This is a genomic window from Bacteroides sp. GM023 (assembly GCF_014750685.1).
Lineage (GTDB): Bacteria > Bacteroidota > Bacteroidia > Bacteroidales > Bacteroidaceae > Bacteroides.
This window is the reverse complement of sequence record NZ_JAAXGE010000002.1, coordinates 220,734-238,702: the sequence shown is the minus strand read 5'-3', so window position 1 is coordinate 238,702 and position 17,969 is coordinate 220,734. Positions and strand designations below refer to the sequence as shown.

General features: G+C 45.2%; 10 protein-coding genes and 1 pseudogene. All 11 read right to left on the bottom strand.

Annotated elements, in window-relative coordinates; all coding sequences use genetic code 11:
• Positions 1–41: 41 nt before the first annotated feature.
• On the bottom strand, positions 42–590 hold the full coding sequence (locus HC965_RS26605; protein WP_223854685.1) for a thioredoxin family protein: 549 nt from the start codon (positions 588–590) through the stop codon (positions 42–44).
• 589 nt (positions 591–1,179) lie between these two features.
• Positions 1,180–2,664: pseudogene (locus tag HC965_RS03710) on the bottom strand (sulfatase); the annotation flags it as partial.
• On the bottom strand, positions 2,663–2,752 hold the full coding sequence (locus HC965_RS26835; RefSeq protein ID WP_370539963.1) for a PT domain-containing protein: 90 nt from the start codon (positions 2,750–2,752) through the stop codon (positions 2,663–2,665). The gene HC965_RS26835 and the pseudogene HC965_RS03710, both read right to left, overlap by 2 nt.
• Positions 2,753–2,824: 72 nt before the next feature.
• The gene (locus tag HC965_RS03705) at positions 2,825–4,321 is read right to left on the bottom strand and encodes a sulfatase-like hydrolase/transferase (protein WP_191030188.1); all 1,497 of its coding nucleotides are present in this window, start codon (positions 4,319–4,321) and stop codon (positions 2,825–2,827) included.
• Between the two features lie 193 nt (positions 4,322–4,514).
• On the bottom strand, positions 4,515–5,642 hold the full coding sequence (locus tag HC965_RS03700; protein WP_191030187.1) for a DUF1735 and LamG domain-containing protein: 1,128 nt from the start codon (positions 5,640–5,642) through the stop codon (positions 4,515–4,517).
• Positions 5,643–5,653: 11 nt separating this feature from the next.
• A complete protein-coding gene (locus HC965_RS03695) occupies positions 5,654–6,757 on the bottom strand; it encodes a glycoside hydrolase family 18 (RefSeq protein ID WP_191030186.1) in 1,104 nt (367 codons plus the stop codon).
• Between the two features lie 27 nt (positions 6,758–6,784).
• Positions 6,785–8,344 carry a SusD/RagB family nutrient-binding outer membrane lipoprotein gene (locus tag HC965_RS03690; RefSeq protein ID WP_191030185.1) on the bottom strand — a complete coding sequence of 520 codons (1,560 nt, stop codon included), beginning with the start codon at positions 8,342–8,344 and terminating at the stop codon, positions 6,785–6,787.
• Positions 8,345–8,357: 13 nt separating this feature from the next.
• A complete protein-coding gene (locus HC965_RS03685; RefSeq protein WP_370539962.1) occupies positions 8,358–11,594 on the bottom strand; it encodes a SusC/RagA family TonB-linked outer membrane protein in 3,237 nt (1,078 codons plus the stop codon).
• Between the two features lie 260 nt (positions 11,595–11,854).
• Positions 11,855–12,751 (bottom strand): FecR family protein, encoded by an 897-nt coding sequence (locus HC965_RS03680; RefSeq protein ID WP_191030183.1) that lies wholly within the window; start codon positions 12,749–12,751, stop codon positions 11,855–11,857.
• Between the two features lie 88 nt (positions 12,752–12,839).
• Positions 12,840–13,409 (bottom strand): RNA polymerase sigma-70 factor, encoded by a 570-nt coding sequence (locus HC965_RS03675; protein WP_191030182.1) that lies wholly within the window; start codon positions 13,407–13,409, stop codon positions 12,840–12,842.
• Between the two features lie 294 nt (positions 13,410–13,703).
• Positions 13,704–17,834 carry a two-component regulator propeller domain-containing protein gene (locus HC965_RS03670; RefSeq protein ID WP_191030181.1) on the bottom strand — a complete coding sequence of 1,377 codons (4,131 nt, stop codon included), beginning with the start codon at positions 17,832–17,834 and terminating at the stop codon, positions 13,704–13,706.
• Between the last annotated feature and the right edge of the window lie 135 nt (positions 17,835–17,969).

Here is a 17,969-nt window from a genome sequence, read left to right as displayed (position 1 = left end):
CTTTTATTATTCTAAATCTTATTAATTTCCAACGATCTTTGCTAGTAATATCTCTTTATCATTTCATTTAATTTATTTTTATTGGCACCTACTAGTACGTCTATTTTTTTACCATTTTTGTAAAATATAAAAGTAGGAATTAAGCTAACATTACAATCTTGTGCAATATCATTAGCATCATCAATATTTACTTTCAGAAATTCTATATCTTTATGTTTTTCATTTAAAGCTTCGAAATAAGGGGACATCATCTTACATGGTCCACACCAAGGTGCCCAAAAAAAGACAACAGCATTAACATTCCAACGAATGAATTGACGGTACTCACTAAGATCCGTTACCGGCATCGACCGAGTCGCCATTTTAGAACAAGCATCATAACTTGTTAATGAGTCAGAAACATATCCATTTTTATATCGATTCCAATCTACCACAGAATACTCTCCACATATTCCCTCATAAATATTTGAGCTTGATAGCTCAAAATTAGTATTCATTGGTGGATTTTCTAACTCTTCATCATTACTACAACTGTAAATAGACAGGAGAAAGAATGCACTAAGCAAACTAAAAAATAATTTTGTTTTCATAACATTATTCTTTTGGGTTAATAATGCCATACAAAAATATGGAAATATCGGATAAAAACAAGTTTTACTTTGTTTTATTTTCTAATAAGATAACTTATTTGACTCAACAGTTAATCGGGTGAGTCACTTACTCAATTGATGACAGTTGGTTATATATTTATTCCATATCATTATATCTTAGACATGATAAGATTATCATTGAAATATATTTCAACATATACATTCCTGCGATAGAAGCGTCAAAAATAAAAGAGACGAACAATTACCTTTATTTAAGTTTAGGATTTTACCAGTCGATTCGTTTCTCACCGAGAAACACTTTGTTTCTCGGTGTCGAACAGGTTGTTTCTCGGTGAGAAACGGGTCGTTGGTTTTAAAGGAAAAAAGCCGAATGGTAATCGTCTGGATAACAGCGTTTTACGAAAAAGTGTTATCTGTCAGGAATATATAGGAGTTTTATTGACAACTTTTGGCAACACCTTCTATTTCTATTACGACTATTACTGTAATAATATTTACATTATAACTAAAATACGGCATTTGTAAAAGAATCCGTATCATTCATTTCTGCGCAGTTATGAATGAGTCTTTATTGATAGTACTTCTCAAGCACTTCCTGCATTTCCGGATACTTTTCGTCAGTATCACCTGCTTCCTTGCGAAGATTTAATAAATCCTTCTTCATCTGTTTGATGATAGAAGCGTATTTCGGGTCATTATACAGGTTATGATTCTCGTGCGGGTCATTCTGTAAGTCATAGAAATCCCATGCCGGAGTGAAATCAAAGTTTTCCGTATCGGTCATATCCAAATTTCTGGCGTAGTAGAAAATAAGTTTGTACCGGTCGGAACGGATGGCGAAATGTGCCGGGCGGACAGCATGGTTCGTCCAATAGCGGTAATAGATTTCTTTCCGCCAGTCTGCCGGAGTTTTTCCTTCGAGGTTGGCGGTGAAGCTGTGTCCTTGTACATTCTCCATTTTTACTCCGGCAAACTCGGCTAATGTCGGTGCAAAGTCGACGTTGAGTACCAAGTCTTTCAGACGTTGCCCTGCGGGAACCTTTTTGGGATAGCGGATGACGAAAGGCATGCGGGCTGATTCTTCATAAAACATCCGTTTGTCGAAGAAGCCGTGTTCGCCGAGGAAATAACCCTGGTCGGAGACATAGACAACGATGGTGTTGTCGGCAATGCCCATTTCATCGAGAGTTTTCAGAAGTTTGCCGATGTTGTCGTCTATGGTAGCTCCGCAACGCATATAGTCGCGGATAAATTTCTGATAAGCTGCGCGTCGGGCGGCAGTCCGTTGCATCCCTTCGGTGCTGAATGGCAGTCCGGGGTAGCGGCACCACCATTTGTCCGGGTCTTTCGAGGCGGTTCTCCAGCGACGCTCCAGTTCTTCGATGGTTTGTCCGACGAAAGAACGGCCGTTGGTTTCCGGCCCCCAGTCGAGAAGGTTCTCCGGTTCGGGGAAGGTGACGCCGTCATAAAGATGCTCCATGCGCGTCGGGTAGTCGTATGGTTCGTGGGTGGCTTTGAAGTGGCAGCACATCAGGAAAGGCTCGTTGCCGTCCTGCTGCTTTATCCAGTTGATGGCTTTTTCGGTGACAAGGTCGGTGGAAAAGCCGAGTACACGCTCGCCGAACCGGCGGTTGCCCGGCCACGGGTCGGTACTTTCGATGAAAGTAGGGTCGCGGTATTCTCCCTGGTCGTAGAAGATAGAGTAATAATCGAATCCTTGCGGTTGCGACTGTATGTGCCATTTGCCGACAAGTCCTGTGTTGTAGCCGTTGGCTTGCAGGGCGGTTGCCAGTGTGGGGATGGAAGTGTCCAGTGAGTCGGCTAGCGTGTAAAGCCCGTTCCGGTGACTGTATAGCCCGGTGAGGATACTGGCGCGGCTGGGGGCGGAGATGGAATTGGTGCAGAAACAGTTGTCGAGCACTACGCCTTCGTTTGCCAGCCGGCGGATGTTGTCGTTGTGGGCGTAATCAGCCAGGACTCCGCCATAGATACCCCATGCTTGTGAGGTGTGGTCGTCACTCAGGATAAAAAGGATATTGGGGCGCTGGCTTTTATCGCTCCCGCTCTTTTGTTGGTTCTCCTGTCGGCTTTTTTGTAGGCTTCCCTGTTGGCTTCCTTGTAGGTTCTCTTGTCCGGCAGATTGTTGTCCGGCAGATTGGACGCCTTGCATGTGCGTCATTGCTCCGGCTGCCAGCAGACCGGTAAGTATCAGTTTATTCATAAATATATAAGTGTTGCATTTCTTCAAATGTTAGCTTGTGCCCGTCCTGCCACCAGTCCGGGTTGTCCAAGTCGCAGAAGTCATCTTCCTCTTCCATGCGGAAAGCCAGTTGCTCTTTCAGTTTTCCGGCTTCTTCCTTATTCTCGGAGAATAAGTCGTGCATTTCCAACGAGTCTTTTCGAAGGTCGAATAATTGTTCCGTCGTTTTTCCGTTTACGTGGTAGATGATGTATTTATACTTTTCGTTGACGAATGCCCGTTGTAGATTGGAGTAAGCCAGGAACAAATCTTTGCGGTGAGTTGCCGTAGAATCTTCCAGTACGGGGTAGAATGACTGCGCATTCATGCTTTCCGGCAAGGGGATGCCCGCCAGTTCGCAGAGGGTCGGGGCAATGTCGTGCAGATAGCAGAGCGACCTGTTTTGTTCTCCTTTCCGGTTCTTGTAAGCCGGAGCTATGATGACAAGCGGCACTTTTACACTGTGGTCGTAGAGGTTCTGCTTGCCTAGCAGCCCGTGCCGGCCGACTGCCAGTCCGTTGTCCGAAGCAAAGACGACAATGGTGTTGTCTGCCTGCCCTGTTGCTTGCAGTGCCTGCATGACGCGCCTTATCTGTACATCTACTTCGCTAATCATACCATAATAATCGGCCAACTCCTTTTGTACCTGTTCTCCTGTCCGTGGGGCGGGTACCAGTAATTCATCGCGTACGTCCATCTCGCCATTGTCGAACGGGTGCTGGGGAAGAACGTTTTGAGGAAGATTCAGCGTGTCGGGAGCATATTTCTGACCGTAGTGCGGAAGCTGGTTGCGCGGGTCGTGGGGAGAGGTGAAAGCGACATAAGCGAGGAAGGGGCATTTCTCGCCTTTCTGCTTTTGAAGGAAGCGGATAGCAGCGTCGGCATACATCTTTGAAGAAAACTCTTCTCCTGTGAATGCCGTTTCCGGTCCGTACACGCCCGTAGAATCGAAATGATGCAAATGTGGCGAGCAGTGCCCGTTCAGTTCGTAAGGATGCATCCCGCCGAAGTAAATATTATCGCCTTCCCGAAAAGAACGGTTGAAGGATGCATAGTCCGAATGCCATTTTCCGGTGGCGAAAGTCCGGTATCCATGCCGTTTGAACTGTTGCGGGAAAGTGGTGTGTGCCTGCGGGATTTTCATGCCGTCCGCCTGGATACTGAACAGTCCGCGCCCGGTCATAAGCATGGCACGGCTGGGCATTGACAAGGCTCCGCACAAAGCCCCGTTGGTATAAGTATTTGTAAAAGTGACACCTTCGGCGATAAGACTGTCGATAGCCGGTGTGTGCACGTCATTGTTTCCCAAAGCATGAATGGAAGAAGCCTGCAGGTCGTCCGTCAATATAAAGAGTATATTCGGCTGTGGCTGTGGCGCTTCCTTTGTTTTCGGCTGGCATCCGGCAACTAATGGTATTACTGCCAGTGAGAGCGACCGAAGAACGGTGGTGTATTGAATGGTTCGTTTCATAAATGTAATAATTGTATTTTAAGGTACAATATATGAATTAGGCGTGAATCAAGTAAGCATACATGCGAATTTCTGGTGAATCCGTGCATCTACTTTATTCACGCCTAAAGATAGAGAATGTTTTTACTACCTTCTGTCTTTTAGCAGATTCTTTTTACAGTTCCGGATATTTTTATTCCGGTCAATGGTTCTTTTACGGATTGAGGAAACATTGGTCGTGTCTCCAAGAGAAACTGCTTCCGGTTGCCTTTACTGCATGTTTCTCGTTGCCGGAACTGTCGTTGATAGTAGTACCTTCACCTTCATCCATTTTCCAATAGCCGATGAGGCTTGGACTGACAGTGACCGGACCACCCATGTTTTCCTTAATCTCCGCTGTTGTAAGCACTCTGTTCCAGAGTCTTGCCTGTCCCATCATATGATTGTTCGTAGTGTTACCGTTAAAGAACGTAATCGTTTTGAGAGGAGCAGGTACACCGGCTACATCTACTTCCTGCGCCAATTCGCCATTAATGATAAGACAGCACTTAGCTTGGTCGTACGTAATGGCTACATGCGTCCATGTTGATTGCTGGAAACTGTATTTGGCGAAGAATACCTTGTTGTTCTCGCCACCGGCTCCGAAGGCGTTAATCTGCATTTGTTCCTTCGATACCTGACCGTTGGAGTTACCCAGGCGGATGTAGAAAGTAGCACAGTCGATTACACACTGGTTGTAAGCGCTGAAACCATCCATCCACAGCCAGAATTCAATGGTGTAACTGTCCATTGGAATCGGTGTTTCATTATCGGACTTGAATCCGGCTCCCCTACCTAAGTATGGAGTCGATTGTGCCCAAGGTTTGTCAAGTAACAGCAGGTATTGTGCTCCTAGCTTTTCGGGCGCGACGCTTCCGTCACTCACTACCCTGACAGGCAGCGCATATTTCACACCTTCTTCTGCGGTGTACGATTCGATGGTGACCACAGTCGGCGCGGCCATTGCTTTTCCGCTCTCAATCACTACGTCTTTTTCGAACGAAACCTTGTCGAGCGGCAGTAATGAATAACCTGCCAGTGTCTCTGCATTATAGGCTTCCAGTATGGATTCGTCGATTTCCAGAGTGGCATGTACGTCGCTAGCCATTGCTTTAGACATACGGACAGTGAAGTTCGTCAGCGTTTTCTCTCCTACATTGACGGAGACTTTAGCTACATTTTTCGAAAGAGCTTCACTGATATAAATCCGGTTCTCAATCGGTTCATAGTCTTCCTTGCATCCTGCCAGAGCTACCAGTGCCAGTATTCCGGCAAATAATGTATATATCTTATTCTTTTTCATAATAGATTGATTTATTGTTTAGCTGGATTCATAATCTGAATACCTTGGCGCAGCCATTTATATTCCGGTAGATTATTGTACTCGTACTCCATGTGATAGGCGCCGATACCACCTTTCCGCATCGTTTTTCCGTCGATGAGCGGCTGCCAGCGTGCCATACCGATGAGTGCAGGCATAACGTTTCCTTCAAGGTCTTCAAAATTAGTTGCGCCGCCGTTCGTAGCGTATCCGGCTCTCTCGAAGTCTTCAGCAACAATGTATTTGCTTGCCACTTCTTCAGCCGTCATGACGCTTGCGAAGTTCTTTACAGTGCTGTTTAGACGTTTGTTCAAGTCTTTATCACCCGGAGGGTAAGCAAAGTATGAATAAGCCTGTACGATGAAGTAATCAAAATATTTTCCTACACTTGAGGGCATCTTTTGTGGTTCTCCGTCTACAACCAACAGTTTACCTGTGCCGGACATCGGGCCTAAGCGTTTGCCGAGTTCCTCTACGAAGATGGCTACCCTGTCGTTTTCAAGCACCAAGTTGCCGGAACTGATATAGCCCGGCTCGAAGTCTATGTCGAAGCCGTCGTATCCATATTTATAAACTGTATCACAAATAGCGTTGGCATATCTTCTGATAGCTTGTTCCACGTCAGCATCAATGCCTTTGTCCAAGCTATATCCCCAGTAGTCTTTCAAGCAATCTATTTCTGTTTCATAACCAAGTTCTTTCCAGTTGTTGTTTATTTCAGGAGGAGTATATCCTTTACCGATAGAGCCGAGGATAAGACAAGTCATTACTCTGGTTCCTTTCACTTCCTGAACATACTTCAAGTCTTTCTTCCGTTCGTTGTCCAGAGGGAAAGCCTGTCCCCAAATGGAAACAAGGTCGGTGCTGTCGGGGAGTCCTTCCAGACTAAGATAAAGAGAAGCTCCCTTACCTGTCCAGCCGCCAAACCATCCGAAGCTAACCTCATGGTCGGATTTTTTGTAGGCTCTTAGTTGCTCATAATATTCATCCGAACGTACGGTGACGTCGTAGTTTTTATTCTCCATGTCGGTCCAGTCGCTGCAACTATATGCGGCAACCAGTAGAATCATGCATGCTATATATAATAAATTTTTCATATAATTATCTGTTTGAGTCATTATACATTAGTTTTTCTTAGCCCACCAAAGGTCGGTAGCTTCCGTATCTTGTCCGCTGGACAGGAATGTACAAGCTTCTGCTATACTGGTGCCATTGCTCTTATACTCATCCTCGGAGAAACGAAGGCGGCGTTGCTGGCGCTCTTTGGTTACCCCTTGTGTGGAAAGGTTGTCGTATGCCGGGAATACGGCAGGATATCCCGTACGTCGGAAGTCGGCCCATGTTTCGTTGCCAATCGGGAAGTTGGCAATCATTTTTTGCGTCAGGATACGTTCGAGGTTCTTCTCTTTAACATCGGCACCGCTACCGTCATCCCAAGCTACGGTCAGTTTGCACGGATTCGTGTAATTGTACTTGGAGTCCAACGGGCAGTCATAATCCTCCGGTACATTGGTGTTGTTGGTAATATACGAATCAGCCCCCGATATTCCATGTTCGCTGAATGACAGACGGATTCCTTCGTTGTAGAAATCTTTGGCGGTCCCGCCCATATTCCAACCTTTCAAAGCTCCTTCGGCACGCAGGAAAGCTACCTCGGCAGAGTTGAATATCAACATGGGGGATTTGGCATCTACATTCACAGTGGAGTAGTTGACAAACATATCCGTGGTGATACCTTGTATCCCGGAGCGTACACCATAGTATCCGGTTTTGCCGGGTATGCTGGCCTGGGTGAAATAAGAACTCCGTCTCGGGTCTTGATATCCATTCATGAAAGAGACAATGCAGGCGTTGGCACGAACCTCTTTCCAGTCGTTTACACTAGCCAGACCGTTTTTGTAGTTCGTGTTGGTTATTATGTCATACGCGTCACTGGCGTTGCTGTCCATCACTCCGTAAGGATGTGAAACCGCTTCTTCTGCTATTCTTTGGGCATAAGTATCTGCCACTCCGCTGATGCGGATAGCAATACGCAGCTTCAGGGAGTTGGCGAATTTGATCCATAACTTATAGTCACCCCCGTACACACGGTCTTCCGTAGTCAGTTCGTTAAAGCCGGGGTCGGTATTCATCAAGGATGTGAGTACGCCGATGCTATAATCCAAATCGTCTACCATGGCTTTCCAGGCTGTCTCTTCGTTGTCATATCCTACCGAGTATTCTCCATTGGATACTTTGGTGTAAGGGAGTGGCCCCTGCATGGTGGCTACCATTTGCATGATATGCACTCTCATGATTTTGGCGAGCGCATAATAGTGCCCCGAAGCGTTGGAGAATTTCTCGATAGAGAAATAGTTGGGATATAAGTTGTTGAAATAAAGATTGACAGAACGTTTGTTCCAGTCGTCATCCACGTTGTAGGTGTAGAAATGCTGGGTTCTGCTCCAACTGCTTGACGGAGTCAGCATGCCGCCGAAAGGGCCTGACCAGAAAGTAATGTTACGCTGGGCCGGGTTCTCCTGGATGGAGGACATGCATGAGATGATTTGTGCAAATAAAAGCCGCGGGTTCAATTCGGTCGGCTGGTAGGGGTTGCTGTTATATTCCTCAAATTTCCCCGTACAATTGCACATGAAGAGTATCAATAGTGCAAAAGCTATAAATCGAGTTGTTACTTTTTTCATAATCATTTTCTGTTTAGAAATTAAGTTTTACGCTGAATCCGATATTACGTGTAGTTGGCTGCATAAAGTAGTCGTAACTTTGGTAATAGTTAGATTGAGTAGAGGGTGACATTTCCGGGTCGAACGGTGCTTTGCAATAAATCATCCAGAGATTCTTGCCTACCAGTCCGACAGTCAATTTCATTTTGTCGTTGAACCACTTCTGGGGCAGCGTGTAGCTTACATTCAGTTCAGCCAGTCGCACGTTGGTGGCGCTGTATGTATAATAAGCCGCATAGCCTTTGACAGCGTCATAGTATTTTTCGGTGTCCAATAATCCGTTGTTGATAGGAACGCCGCCGGCATCACGGTAGTCCGCAGAAATCTTGGAGACTCCGTACTGGTCGAGCACGCTTTGTGTTCCCGACAAGGCAATACCGCCGATACGGGCTGTCAGCGTGACACCCAGGTTGACTCCTTTGTATGAGAAGTTGTTGTTCCAACCCATGTTGACTTTAGGAAGAATGGAGCCCAGTTTGAATTCTTCTACTGTTTCGACTTCTATTTTTCCTGTTTGCGGGCTTACGAATATTTTCCCGTTACCGTCTTTCTTGATTAAGTGAGTGGCGTACACATCACCCACCGTACCTCCTTTAACCAGTTTTACGGTTGCGTCCAGGTTACCGAAGCTTCCTACATCGTAGCTGTCTTTGGTAATCGGTTCACCGGTCATCGGGTTTACAGAACCTTCGGTCAGTCTGGTGATTTTATTTTTATTCCATGACAGGGTGACATTGCTGTCCCAGGAGAAACCACCCCAGTTGTCGCTGAATCCCAATCCCATTTCGATACCGTCATTGCGGATATTACCACTTTGCACATAAGCTTTTGAATAACCGGAAGAAGCCGAAAGGTCTGCGGTGAACGTCTGGTTAATCGTGTTGGAGCGATAATAAGTCAAGTCGAAAGAAATGCGGTTGTTCCACCATTTGGAGTTGATTCCGACTTCCCATGAACGGGTTCTTTCCGGTTTCAGGTCACGCATCGGAAAGATAGAAGTGGAAGTCCAGTTGCCTGACGCATTGTCATAAGCATAAGATGAACGTGTGATGAATCGTTCGGGCGAGTTACCTACTTCCGTATACGTGGCACGCAGTTTCAGGAATGAAATCCAGTCGGGTAGCTTGACCATGCTGGAAACGACGCTCGACAAGCCGACAGAATAATAGAAGAAACTGGATGTATCGGTGAAGGCCAACTGCGACTCCCAGTCGTTACGTCCGGTAGCGGTCAGATACAGCATGCTTTTGTAGCCTACTTCGGCATTGGCGAAAATACCTTGTGATTGTTCGATGTATCCGGATTGCTCTCTTCTGTATTTGGCAGAAGTGTCAATGTTGTGGATAGCAAAGAAGTTGTAGATACCGTTCAGGTTTCCACCGTGGCCGAGCACTTCTTTCCGCTGGTCATTGATAGACGCTCCGACGTTTGAATTGAACGACCACATATTTTCTTTGAATGTTTTGGAGATATTCAACAGGATATCACCGTAGAAACTGCTGTATGAGCTCTGCGTATCGTAATAACCACCGTAATCGCTGGCAAACTGTTCAATGGTAGAGGCATAACGCTTGTCGGTCGCGCGGCTAGTCGTCCTGTCATATTTCAGACGTCCGACAATGTCGAGGCCCTTGATGATATCCCATTTCAAGGAAACATTGGTCATAAAACGTTTCTTGGAGTTTTCGCGGACATTACGGTAGATTGTCCAGTACGGGTTTTGCAATTCCATACTTTGTGTGTCGTACGGCCAATATTGTTCATGGATGCCCAAACCTTCGTTGTAGTTCTCGTACATACGAATCGCGTCAAAGTTTCCTCCACGCGGGAAGATATAGAGCGAGGTAAGCGGATTGAAGTAACGACCTTGTCCCAGCATGTTTCTATCATTCTGGAAGATTAGGTTGGCTCCGAAGTCCAGTGTCAGTTTGTCATTCAGGAACTGAGCCGTGTTACGTCCGGATACATTGTACCGTTCATACTTATTGTTGGGAATAATACCGGTTGAGTTCGTTGCCGATACGGAGACATAAGTCTGGTTCTTGGCTGTACCGGTAGAAAGCGACACTGAATTGATTGTATTGACTCCGGTTCTGAAGAAGCTCTTCGGGTCGTAGCTGCTGTTTACAACATCTCCCCAACTGGCGAACACGCCTTCTTTGTTCCCGTATTTGCTTTGCATTTCGGGCATCATATTGGGTGTGGAGAAGATGGTACTGCTTGAAACGCTGACACTCGTCTTGTCTTTAGACCCTTTCTTGGTGTTGATAAGTACCACACCCGCAGCAGCGGCATTTCCATAAAGAGCGGCAGCAGCAGGTCCGGTCAACATATTGATCGATTCAATGTCGTCCGGGTTGATATCTGCAACCCCGTCGCTACCGGGCTGTGAAGCCAGGATTCCTGTATCGCCAGACTCATTGACGATGTTGAACATGGGGATACCGTCGATTACGTAAAGTGCGTTGTTTGACTTGGTGATTGACTTGACACCACGCATCACTACACGAGCCGAACCACCGGCACCTGAAGAGGCGGAGTTGATGGTCACACCGGCTACTTTACCGGTCAGTGAATTCATGAAGTTCGGGTCTTTTACGGTCGTGATTTCATCTCCGCTGATTTGCTGAACGTTGTAGCTAAGTGCTTTCTCGGCACGTTTGATACCTAGAGCCGTCACCACCACCTGGTCTAATTCGGTTGCTTCTTCCGACAAGGTGATATTAAGTTTCGATTGACCGTTGAACACGATGTTCTGTGTCTTATAGCCGATATAAGATACTGTCAGCACATCACCGACATGTATATTTTCCAGCCGGAAGTCACCATCTATGGAAGTGATTGTCCCTTTTCCGTCTTTAGTGGCGACAGAAGCCCCGATAACCGGTCCTGAAGCATCATTTATTACTCCTGAAACTGTATATGCTTTTTTACTTTCTTCCGCTGTCTTTTTCTGGAACAGGACAATGCGTTTGTCGGAAATCCGGTAATCGATTGATGTTCCCTTCAGCAGAGTACCGACAATCTGGTTGATATTGTTTGAGGTAATTTCTATTGAAGCTTTCAGACTGGTGTTGATGTCGTTGTTGTAAAAGAAAGAGTAATCACTTTGTTTCTCGATACTTTCGAATACTTTAACGATAGGTACGTTGTTGAAATTGAGCTTAATGTCTCGTTTCGTTGTCTGGGAAAAGGCGAAACCGGGGATCATTAAAAGTAATATTGCCACATAAATGCTCTTTTGCAGTGCTTTTATGGAAGTGTGGCAACATTTTTGATAAGAAATTTGGTACTTTCTTAAGTTTGTCATACTTTTATAAATTAGAAATTAAGGATTGTGGCAATGTGAACACTGCCATGATTTTTACGAAGCTCTGAAGCGAGGAAATACTGGTACTATTTTCTCGCTTTTTTTGTGTCTTTTACAGTACTATATCATAGGCGATAAGGTTTTAATAGTTTACAATTACTTTATTTCAATACAATATTTTTTCCCTTCCATTCATACTTGAATGAGGTGCTTATCTGCATGGTCTTTAAGATAGACTCCAGGCTCTCGTTCGTGTAAAATTCTCCGGTGAAGGACTTGTTTATCAATTCGTCGTTCATGATGATGAATTTTACGTTGAACTGTTGTTCCAGACGCTGGCAAATGTCGAGCAATGGCGTATCGGACAACATCCATACATTCTGTGTCCATTTTATCTCCTTGTTTGCATTAGCAAGTTCCGTAAGAGATACCCTTCCGCTGTTTACGTCGTACTTCAGCTTCTGGTTGGGTTTCATCAGTATGTTTTTCTTCCCCGTGACTGCTTCAATCGAGCCTTCTATCAGTGTGGCTGTAATTTGCGGAACCCGTGAACTTGCGTTTACGTTGAATTTCGTTCCCAGTACTCTGATTTTCAATTCTCCGGCGCGTACGATAAAAGGATGTTTCTTATCGTGTGCTACGTCGAAGTAGGCTTCTCCTTCCAGAAAGACTTCTCTCAAGTCACCGGAAAAATGCTCCGGATAAATGAGCTTGGAGCAGTTGTTCAGTTTGATAACGGTTCCGTCGGGAAGCGATACATTCTGTACGATACCGGTGTTATTACTCGTCACGATGAATGAAGGATTATTGTCCAGCATCATGTATAACCAGCCGCTCATTGCAACCAATAGTGCCACTGTGGCGGCAGCCAGCCAAATCCGGTACCGGTTGGCGCGTTGGCGGAAAATGTCAATCGATTTGTTGTCGGTTTGGATTCGTGTCATCAGGCGGGAGAATGATTTCTCCGCCGAGTGTTCATTGCTTGGATGGGGAGTTCGAAATTCTATGCTTTCGAACAGGGCATCCAACTTACTTGTTTCTTCTTCTTTAGTGCGCATCTTCTTTTGTTTTCAAATATAATATAAAGCTTTATACTATATAGAAAACTCAAGGGGCAAAACTACTAAAAGGAAAATGCACTTTTTTTTAAATTTTTTCCAGAAAGGGCTTTATTGACTCTTTTATTTTAGCTTTGGCGAGCAAAAGCTGGCGTTCTACGGTACAAAGTTTCACGTTCAGAGCTTCTGCAATTTCGCGATGATTCATTTCATCTTCTTTCGCCATCCGGAAGATGACGCGGCAGCGTTCGGGCAGTGAGGAGATGGCTTGCTTCACTGCATGGTGCAACTCGTTGTAGGATAATTCGTCCAAAGGGTTCTGGGTAGTGATGCTTATTTGCATTTCTCTTTCGGAGATATCGTCTCTTTTGGAGATATATCCGCTTTTCAGTACGTTGAGGCATCCGTTGCGTACTGCCTGATAGATGTAAGGATGGAAATTGGGGATAGCAGTGAGCATGCTTCTGTCTTTCCACAAAACAAAAAACACGTCTCCTATGACGTCCTCGCAGGCGGCTTCCGAATGAAGAAACAGCATGGCGAAATTGAATAAGCGGTCGTAATAGTGCATATACAACGTACGAAAAGCTTTCGAATCTCCTTCGGATACTAGCTTTAGTATCTCCTGTTCATTGCTTATACGTTGTTTGTTGCTCATAGGCTCTCCTTTTTCTGGTAAAAGATTGTGGTTTAGCGTACAAAGAAACAGACTTTATTTTGTTTTTCCTAACGTTTTCATAAGTAGGGTTTGTTTTTTCTTTGTCATTAGGAAAACTTTATGTTGATTTTTGGAAGTATTATAGTGATTATTGAACATGAATTAAACGTGTGACTGCGTACTTTTGTGTTCTGAATCCAATAAAAAAGAATCATTATGCTAGTACCAAGAAAAATTCTATTTTCTCTTTTTTTGTTGATAGGGGTGTCTATTTATGCGCAACAAAACACTTCTTTATGATTGCTTGATTTGTTTCAGATAATCCGAAGGAGAGACGCCGAACTCATCTTTGAAACATTGGCGGAAGTATCCTGAACTGTTCATTCCTACTTTATAAGCAATTTCGGAAATGTTGTATTTTCCTTCAAGCAGCAGGCGTTCTGCATTCTCCATCTTCACCTTCCGAATGTATTCATTAGTCGAAAGTCCGGTCAACGCTTTCATCTTCCGGTAAAGGGTGGAACCGCTCATGCACATCTTGTCTGAAAGGTAAGTGATGTCAATCTTTTCCGAGGAAAGGTTCTCTTCGATTAATTGCGTAATCTTCTTGATAAATTCATTATCAAGTTTACTCAGCGCTTCGGTAATCATCGTGCGTTTCTCGTTTAAGTCCGTATGGCTGCTTGGAGTAGGCTGCGACTGGAATTGTGCGACGAGTTTCTTTCTTGATTCAAGCAGGTTATTGATTCGGCTGCGCAATAAAGAAGCACTGAACGGTTTCGTCAGATAAGAATCTGCCCCTACCTCGTATCCTTCCTCTTTATCCTGCAAAGAGTCTTTCGCAGTCAGCAGGATTATAGGAATATGGCTTGTGCGTACATCATCCTTTAGCTGCCGGCACAATGTGATACCGTCCATGACAGGCATCATAATATCGCTGACTATAATATCCGGGATACGGCTGAGAGCCTGTTGTTTCCCTTCCTCGCCATTGTTGGCTGTGATTACTTCAAAGGAATCGGAGAAAGACTCGGCAATATAATTCTGTATTTCCTCGTTATCCTCTACAATCAACAGGATCGGTTTGCCGCTGTCCAGTGTCGCATCCTGTGCATCGTCCGAAGAAACGTTTTGTACTTCTTCCTCTTTTTCAGCCTGTTCCGTTGAATCGGCGTGTAAGGCATTTGGATAAATATTATCCGTCAATAGGCTGATATAGAAAGTACTTCCTTCGTTTTGCGTACTTTCAACGCGTATTTCCCCTTCATGCAGTTCCACGAGATTTCTGACCAAAGCCAGTCCGATACCTGTCCCGGATGCCTGATGCGAACCGCTTTCCTGATAATAACGGTCGAAAATATGCGGCAAAGCCTCGGCTGAGATGCCGTATCCGGTATCACTGACTTTAATCTCCGTATAAGCCACTTCATTGCGTATCGTTTGATACAGACTTAGAGTGATGCGTCCCTGCTCCGTATATTTGATGGCATTGGAAATCAGATTATCCAGAATAATGGTAACGATTTCCTTGTCAAAGAAAAGAAGCATCTCCTCTTTCTCTACCTGAATCCGGAAGTCAATCTTTGTCTTCTGGTTGAGTTCCTTGTATTTAAGCCCTGTCTCGTAGATTAGGGGGGCGATATTGCCTTTGCAGACACATAATTTCTTGTTCTGTGTCTCCGTCTTGCGGAACTCCAATATCTGATTAATCAGATTGAGCAACCGGAGTGCGCTCTGATGAATGACGGACAACTTCTGTGCCTGTTTTGCCGGAAGGGACTGGTCTTTCTGCATATCTTCCAGAGGACCGAGAATTAGCGTCAGTGGTGTGCGCAGCTCATGGGTGATATTCGTGTAGAAACGCAGGCGTTCCTGGTTCAATTCCTGTTCTTGCTCGTGGTTCTTTTTCTCCAGTGTATAAAGGCTTTCCAAATCCAGCTTCTTCTTGTAAGCGTGCAGGATAAGGTAGATGATGCTGATAGATACCAGTATATAGACTAGTTTTGCCCACCACGTCAGCCAAAGAGGGGGATTAATCCGGATGGTGAGCGAAGTCGCTTCGTCCGGCCATTCCTGGTTATGCACCCGCGCCTTGATAAGGAATTCATATTTCCCCGGCGGGATATTCCGGAAAGTGACGCTGTTGTTTTCATTCACCGTGTACCACGAGTTTTCGAGTCCTTTCAGCATATAGGCATACTCCATTTGGTTGACAAGCGAGTAGTTCTGTACGTTGAATGTCAGGCTGAATGTATTCCGGGCATGGGTCAGTTCCACTTCTTTTCCTTCCAATAGGGAGACAAAGGTGTCATTGTTCTCCTGATTGTCCAGCCGTTCGAATATTTTCATTTCCGTGATGATAGCCGGCGGCGTTTTAAGTTCGCTCATCGTGATGTTGGGAGTGAAGCAGCACACGCCGTTGATAGAGCCGAAGTAGATGGAGCCGTCCATATTCCTTGCTACACTGGCACTCGTGAAGTTTCCGGCAGGCACATCGTCCGAGTGACCGTAGTAATAGAAACAATCTTTCTTCGTCACATAGCAGCCGATACCTTTGTTGCTGCTGAACCAGATATTTCCTGCCTGGTCTTCGGTGATGGCTTGGATGCACGTATTGACGAGCCCGTCTTTACGCTGGTAAGTCTTGTAATCCGAATCGCTTGCAGGGTTGAAACATACTAATCCGTCTCCGGTAGCTATCCACATTCTTTTTTGTTTGTCCCGATAGATATGATTGATAGTGTTGGAGCAGAAGCCCTCTCTTTGGATATACTTCTTGACTAAGTGGAAATCCGGTGAATAAACCCCCATTCCATCGCCGAATGTACCAATCCAAAAACGTCCTTTGTCATCCTGTGCGATGCTTCGGATGAAGTTGCCGTGCAGTTCGCTGTTACCAGTGTGGTAATGTTGAATGACTTCCATATTGTCGGGATTGTAGACGAATATCCCTTCACTGCATCCTATCCAGATACGGTGCTGGTTGTCTTCGTAAAAGGCACGGACATCCAGATTCGATTTACCCATCGGGGAGATTGAACGGAATGTCTTTGTCCGGGTGTTATAATGGCTGATACTTCCTTGAAAAGCACCGAACCATAGATTGTCCCTGGAATCACGGAAAGCGCTCAGAACAGAGTTTGCCTGTAAATCTCCCGTCTCTTTCTTATAAATGGCAATCCGTCTGTTATTCTCAAAAACATTGATTCCGCCGCCGTCCGTACCTACCCACAGACGCCCCTGCCTGTCGGTGCAGATACTGCTTACCACCTTATTGTTCAGACTGTTCTCATTGTCGGGGATAGGAGAATAATCAATAGTCGTGAATAAAGGGGGCTCACTGCTGATAAAGTTGATGCCGCCGCCCCATGTCCCAATCCAAATGTTATTGAAAGAGTCCTGATAGATATACCGCACACTGGCATTGGAAAGGCTGCGGTTATCGTCCCCTTCCCGTAGAAATTCGAAAGTAATCTGTCTGGGTGAAAGGAACTGGCTCTGTTTCAGGTCGAGTATGGCAATGCCGTTCAATTCGGAAGCAATCCATAGTCTGTTGTCATTCAGTTGCTTGATAGAGAAGATGCGGCTGGAGAGTGTGCCATATTTGTCGTTCGGGTTCTGCCGGAAAGTTACGAAGTTTTGGGTAGCGGCATTATAGAGAGCCAAACCTCTGTCCGTCCCGAGCCATATATTCCCGTTGCTGTCTTTTAATATTGTCCGTACATCATTCCCCGGCAGGCTGTTGGGATTGTCCGGTTCATTTTTGAAGTTCCTTACACTCTTGTCTTTCAAGGAAAGTATGCTGAAACCGCCGTTCACATGTCCGATATAAAGATTGTCGTCTCCACCGTCCAATACAGTCCATGTCTGTTCGCAGTCCAATGCCGGAACAGTTGTCTTGTTGTAATGCGTGAACTGTTCGGTGGTAATATCCAGATAATCTATGCCCCGATAATAAGTGCTTATCCATAAGCCGTCCGTATTTTCTGCGGAAGCGGCAATATCCGTGACATCGTTTGTTATCAGGCTATGCGGATTCTGCGGGTCATGCTGATAAGCGGTAAATGTCTGCGAATGATAATTGTAGGCATTTAACCCGTCACGTTGCGTAGCAATCCATACAATGGGACGTTCCGGGTCGGCATATATCCGGTTAAGTTCATTCCCGGTGATACTTTGGGAATTCTTGGACGGGTCGTTCTTATAAAAGGTGATAAAGCGGGTACCGTCAAACTTATTGAGCCCTTCTTCCGTGGCAAACCACAGGAACCCTTGCTTGTCCTGCGCGATACTGACTACATAATTATTAGAAAGTCCCTGCTCAATACCCAACCGTTTCACAGAATAAGGTTGCGCTATCAGCCGGGAGACTGATAATAAAGACAGGAAAAGAAATAAAGTGCCAAACGCAATGTGTTTTCTCATAACTCGTGCCTATTCGTTTCATTTACAGGTTCAAAAATAGGAATAAATATTTTATTTAGCGTATGTAAATCGTGCATTGCATGATTTGTGATGCTTCTCTGCATGATTTTTATCTCTCCTATGTGGCTTATTCAC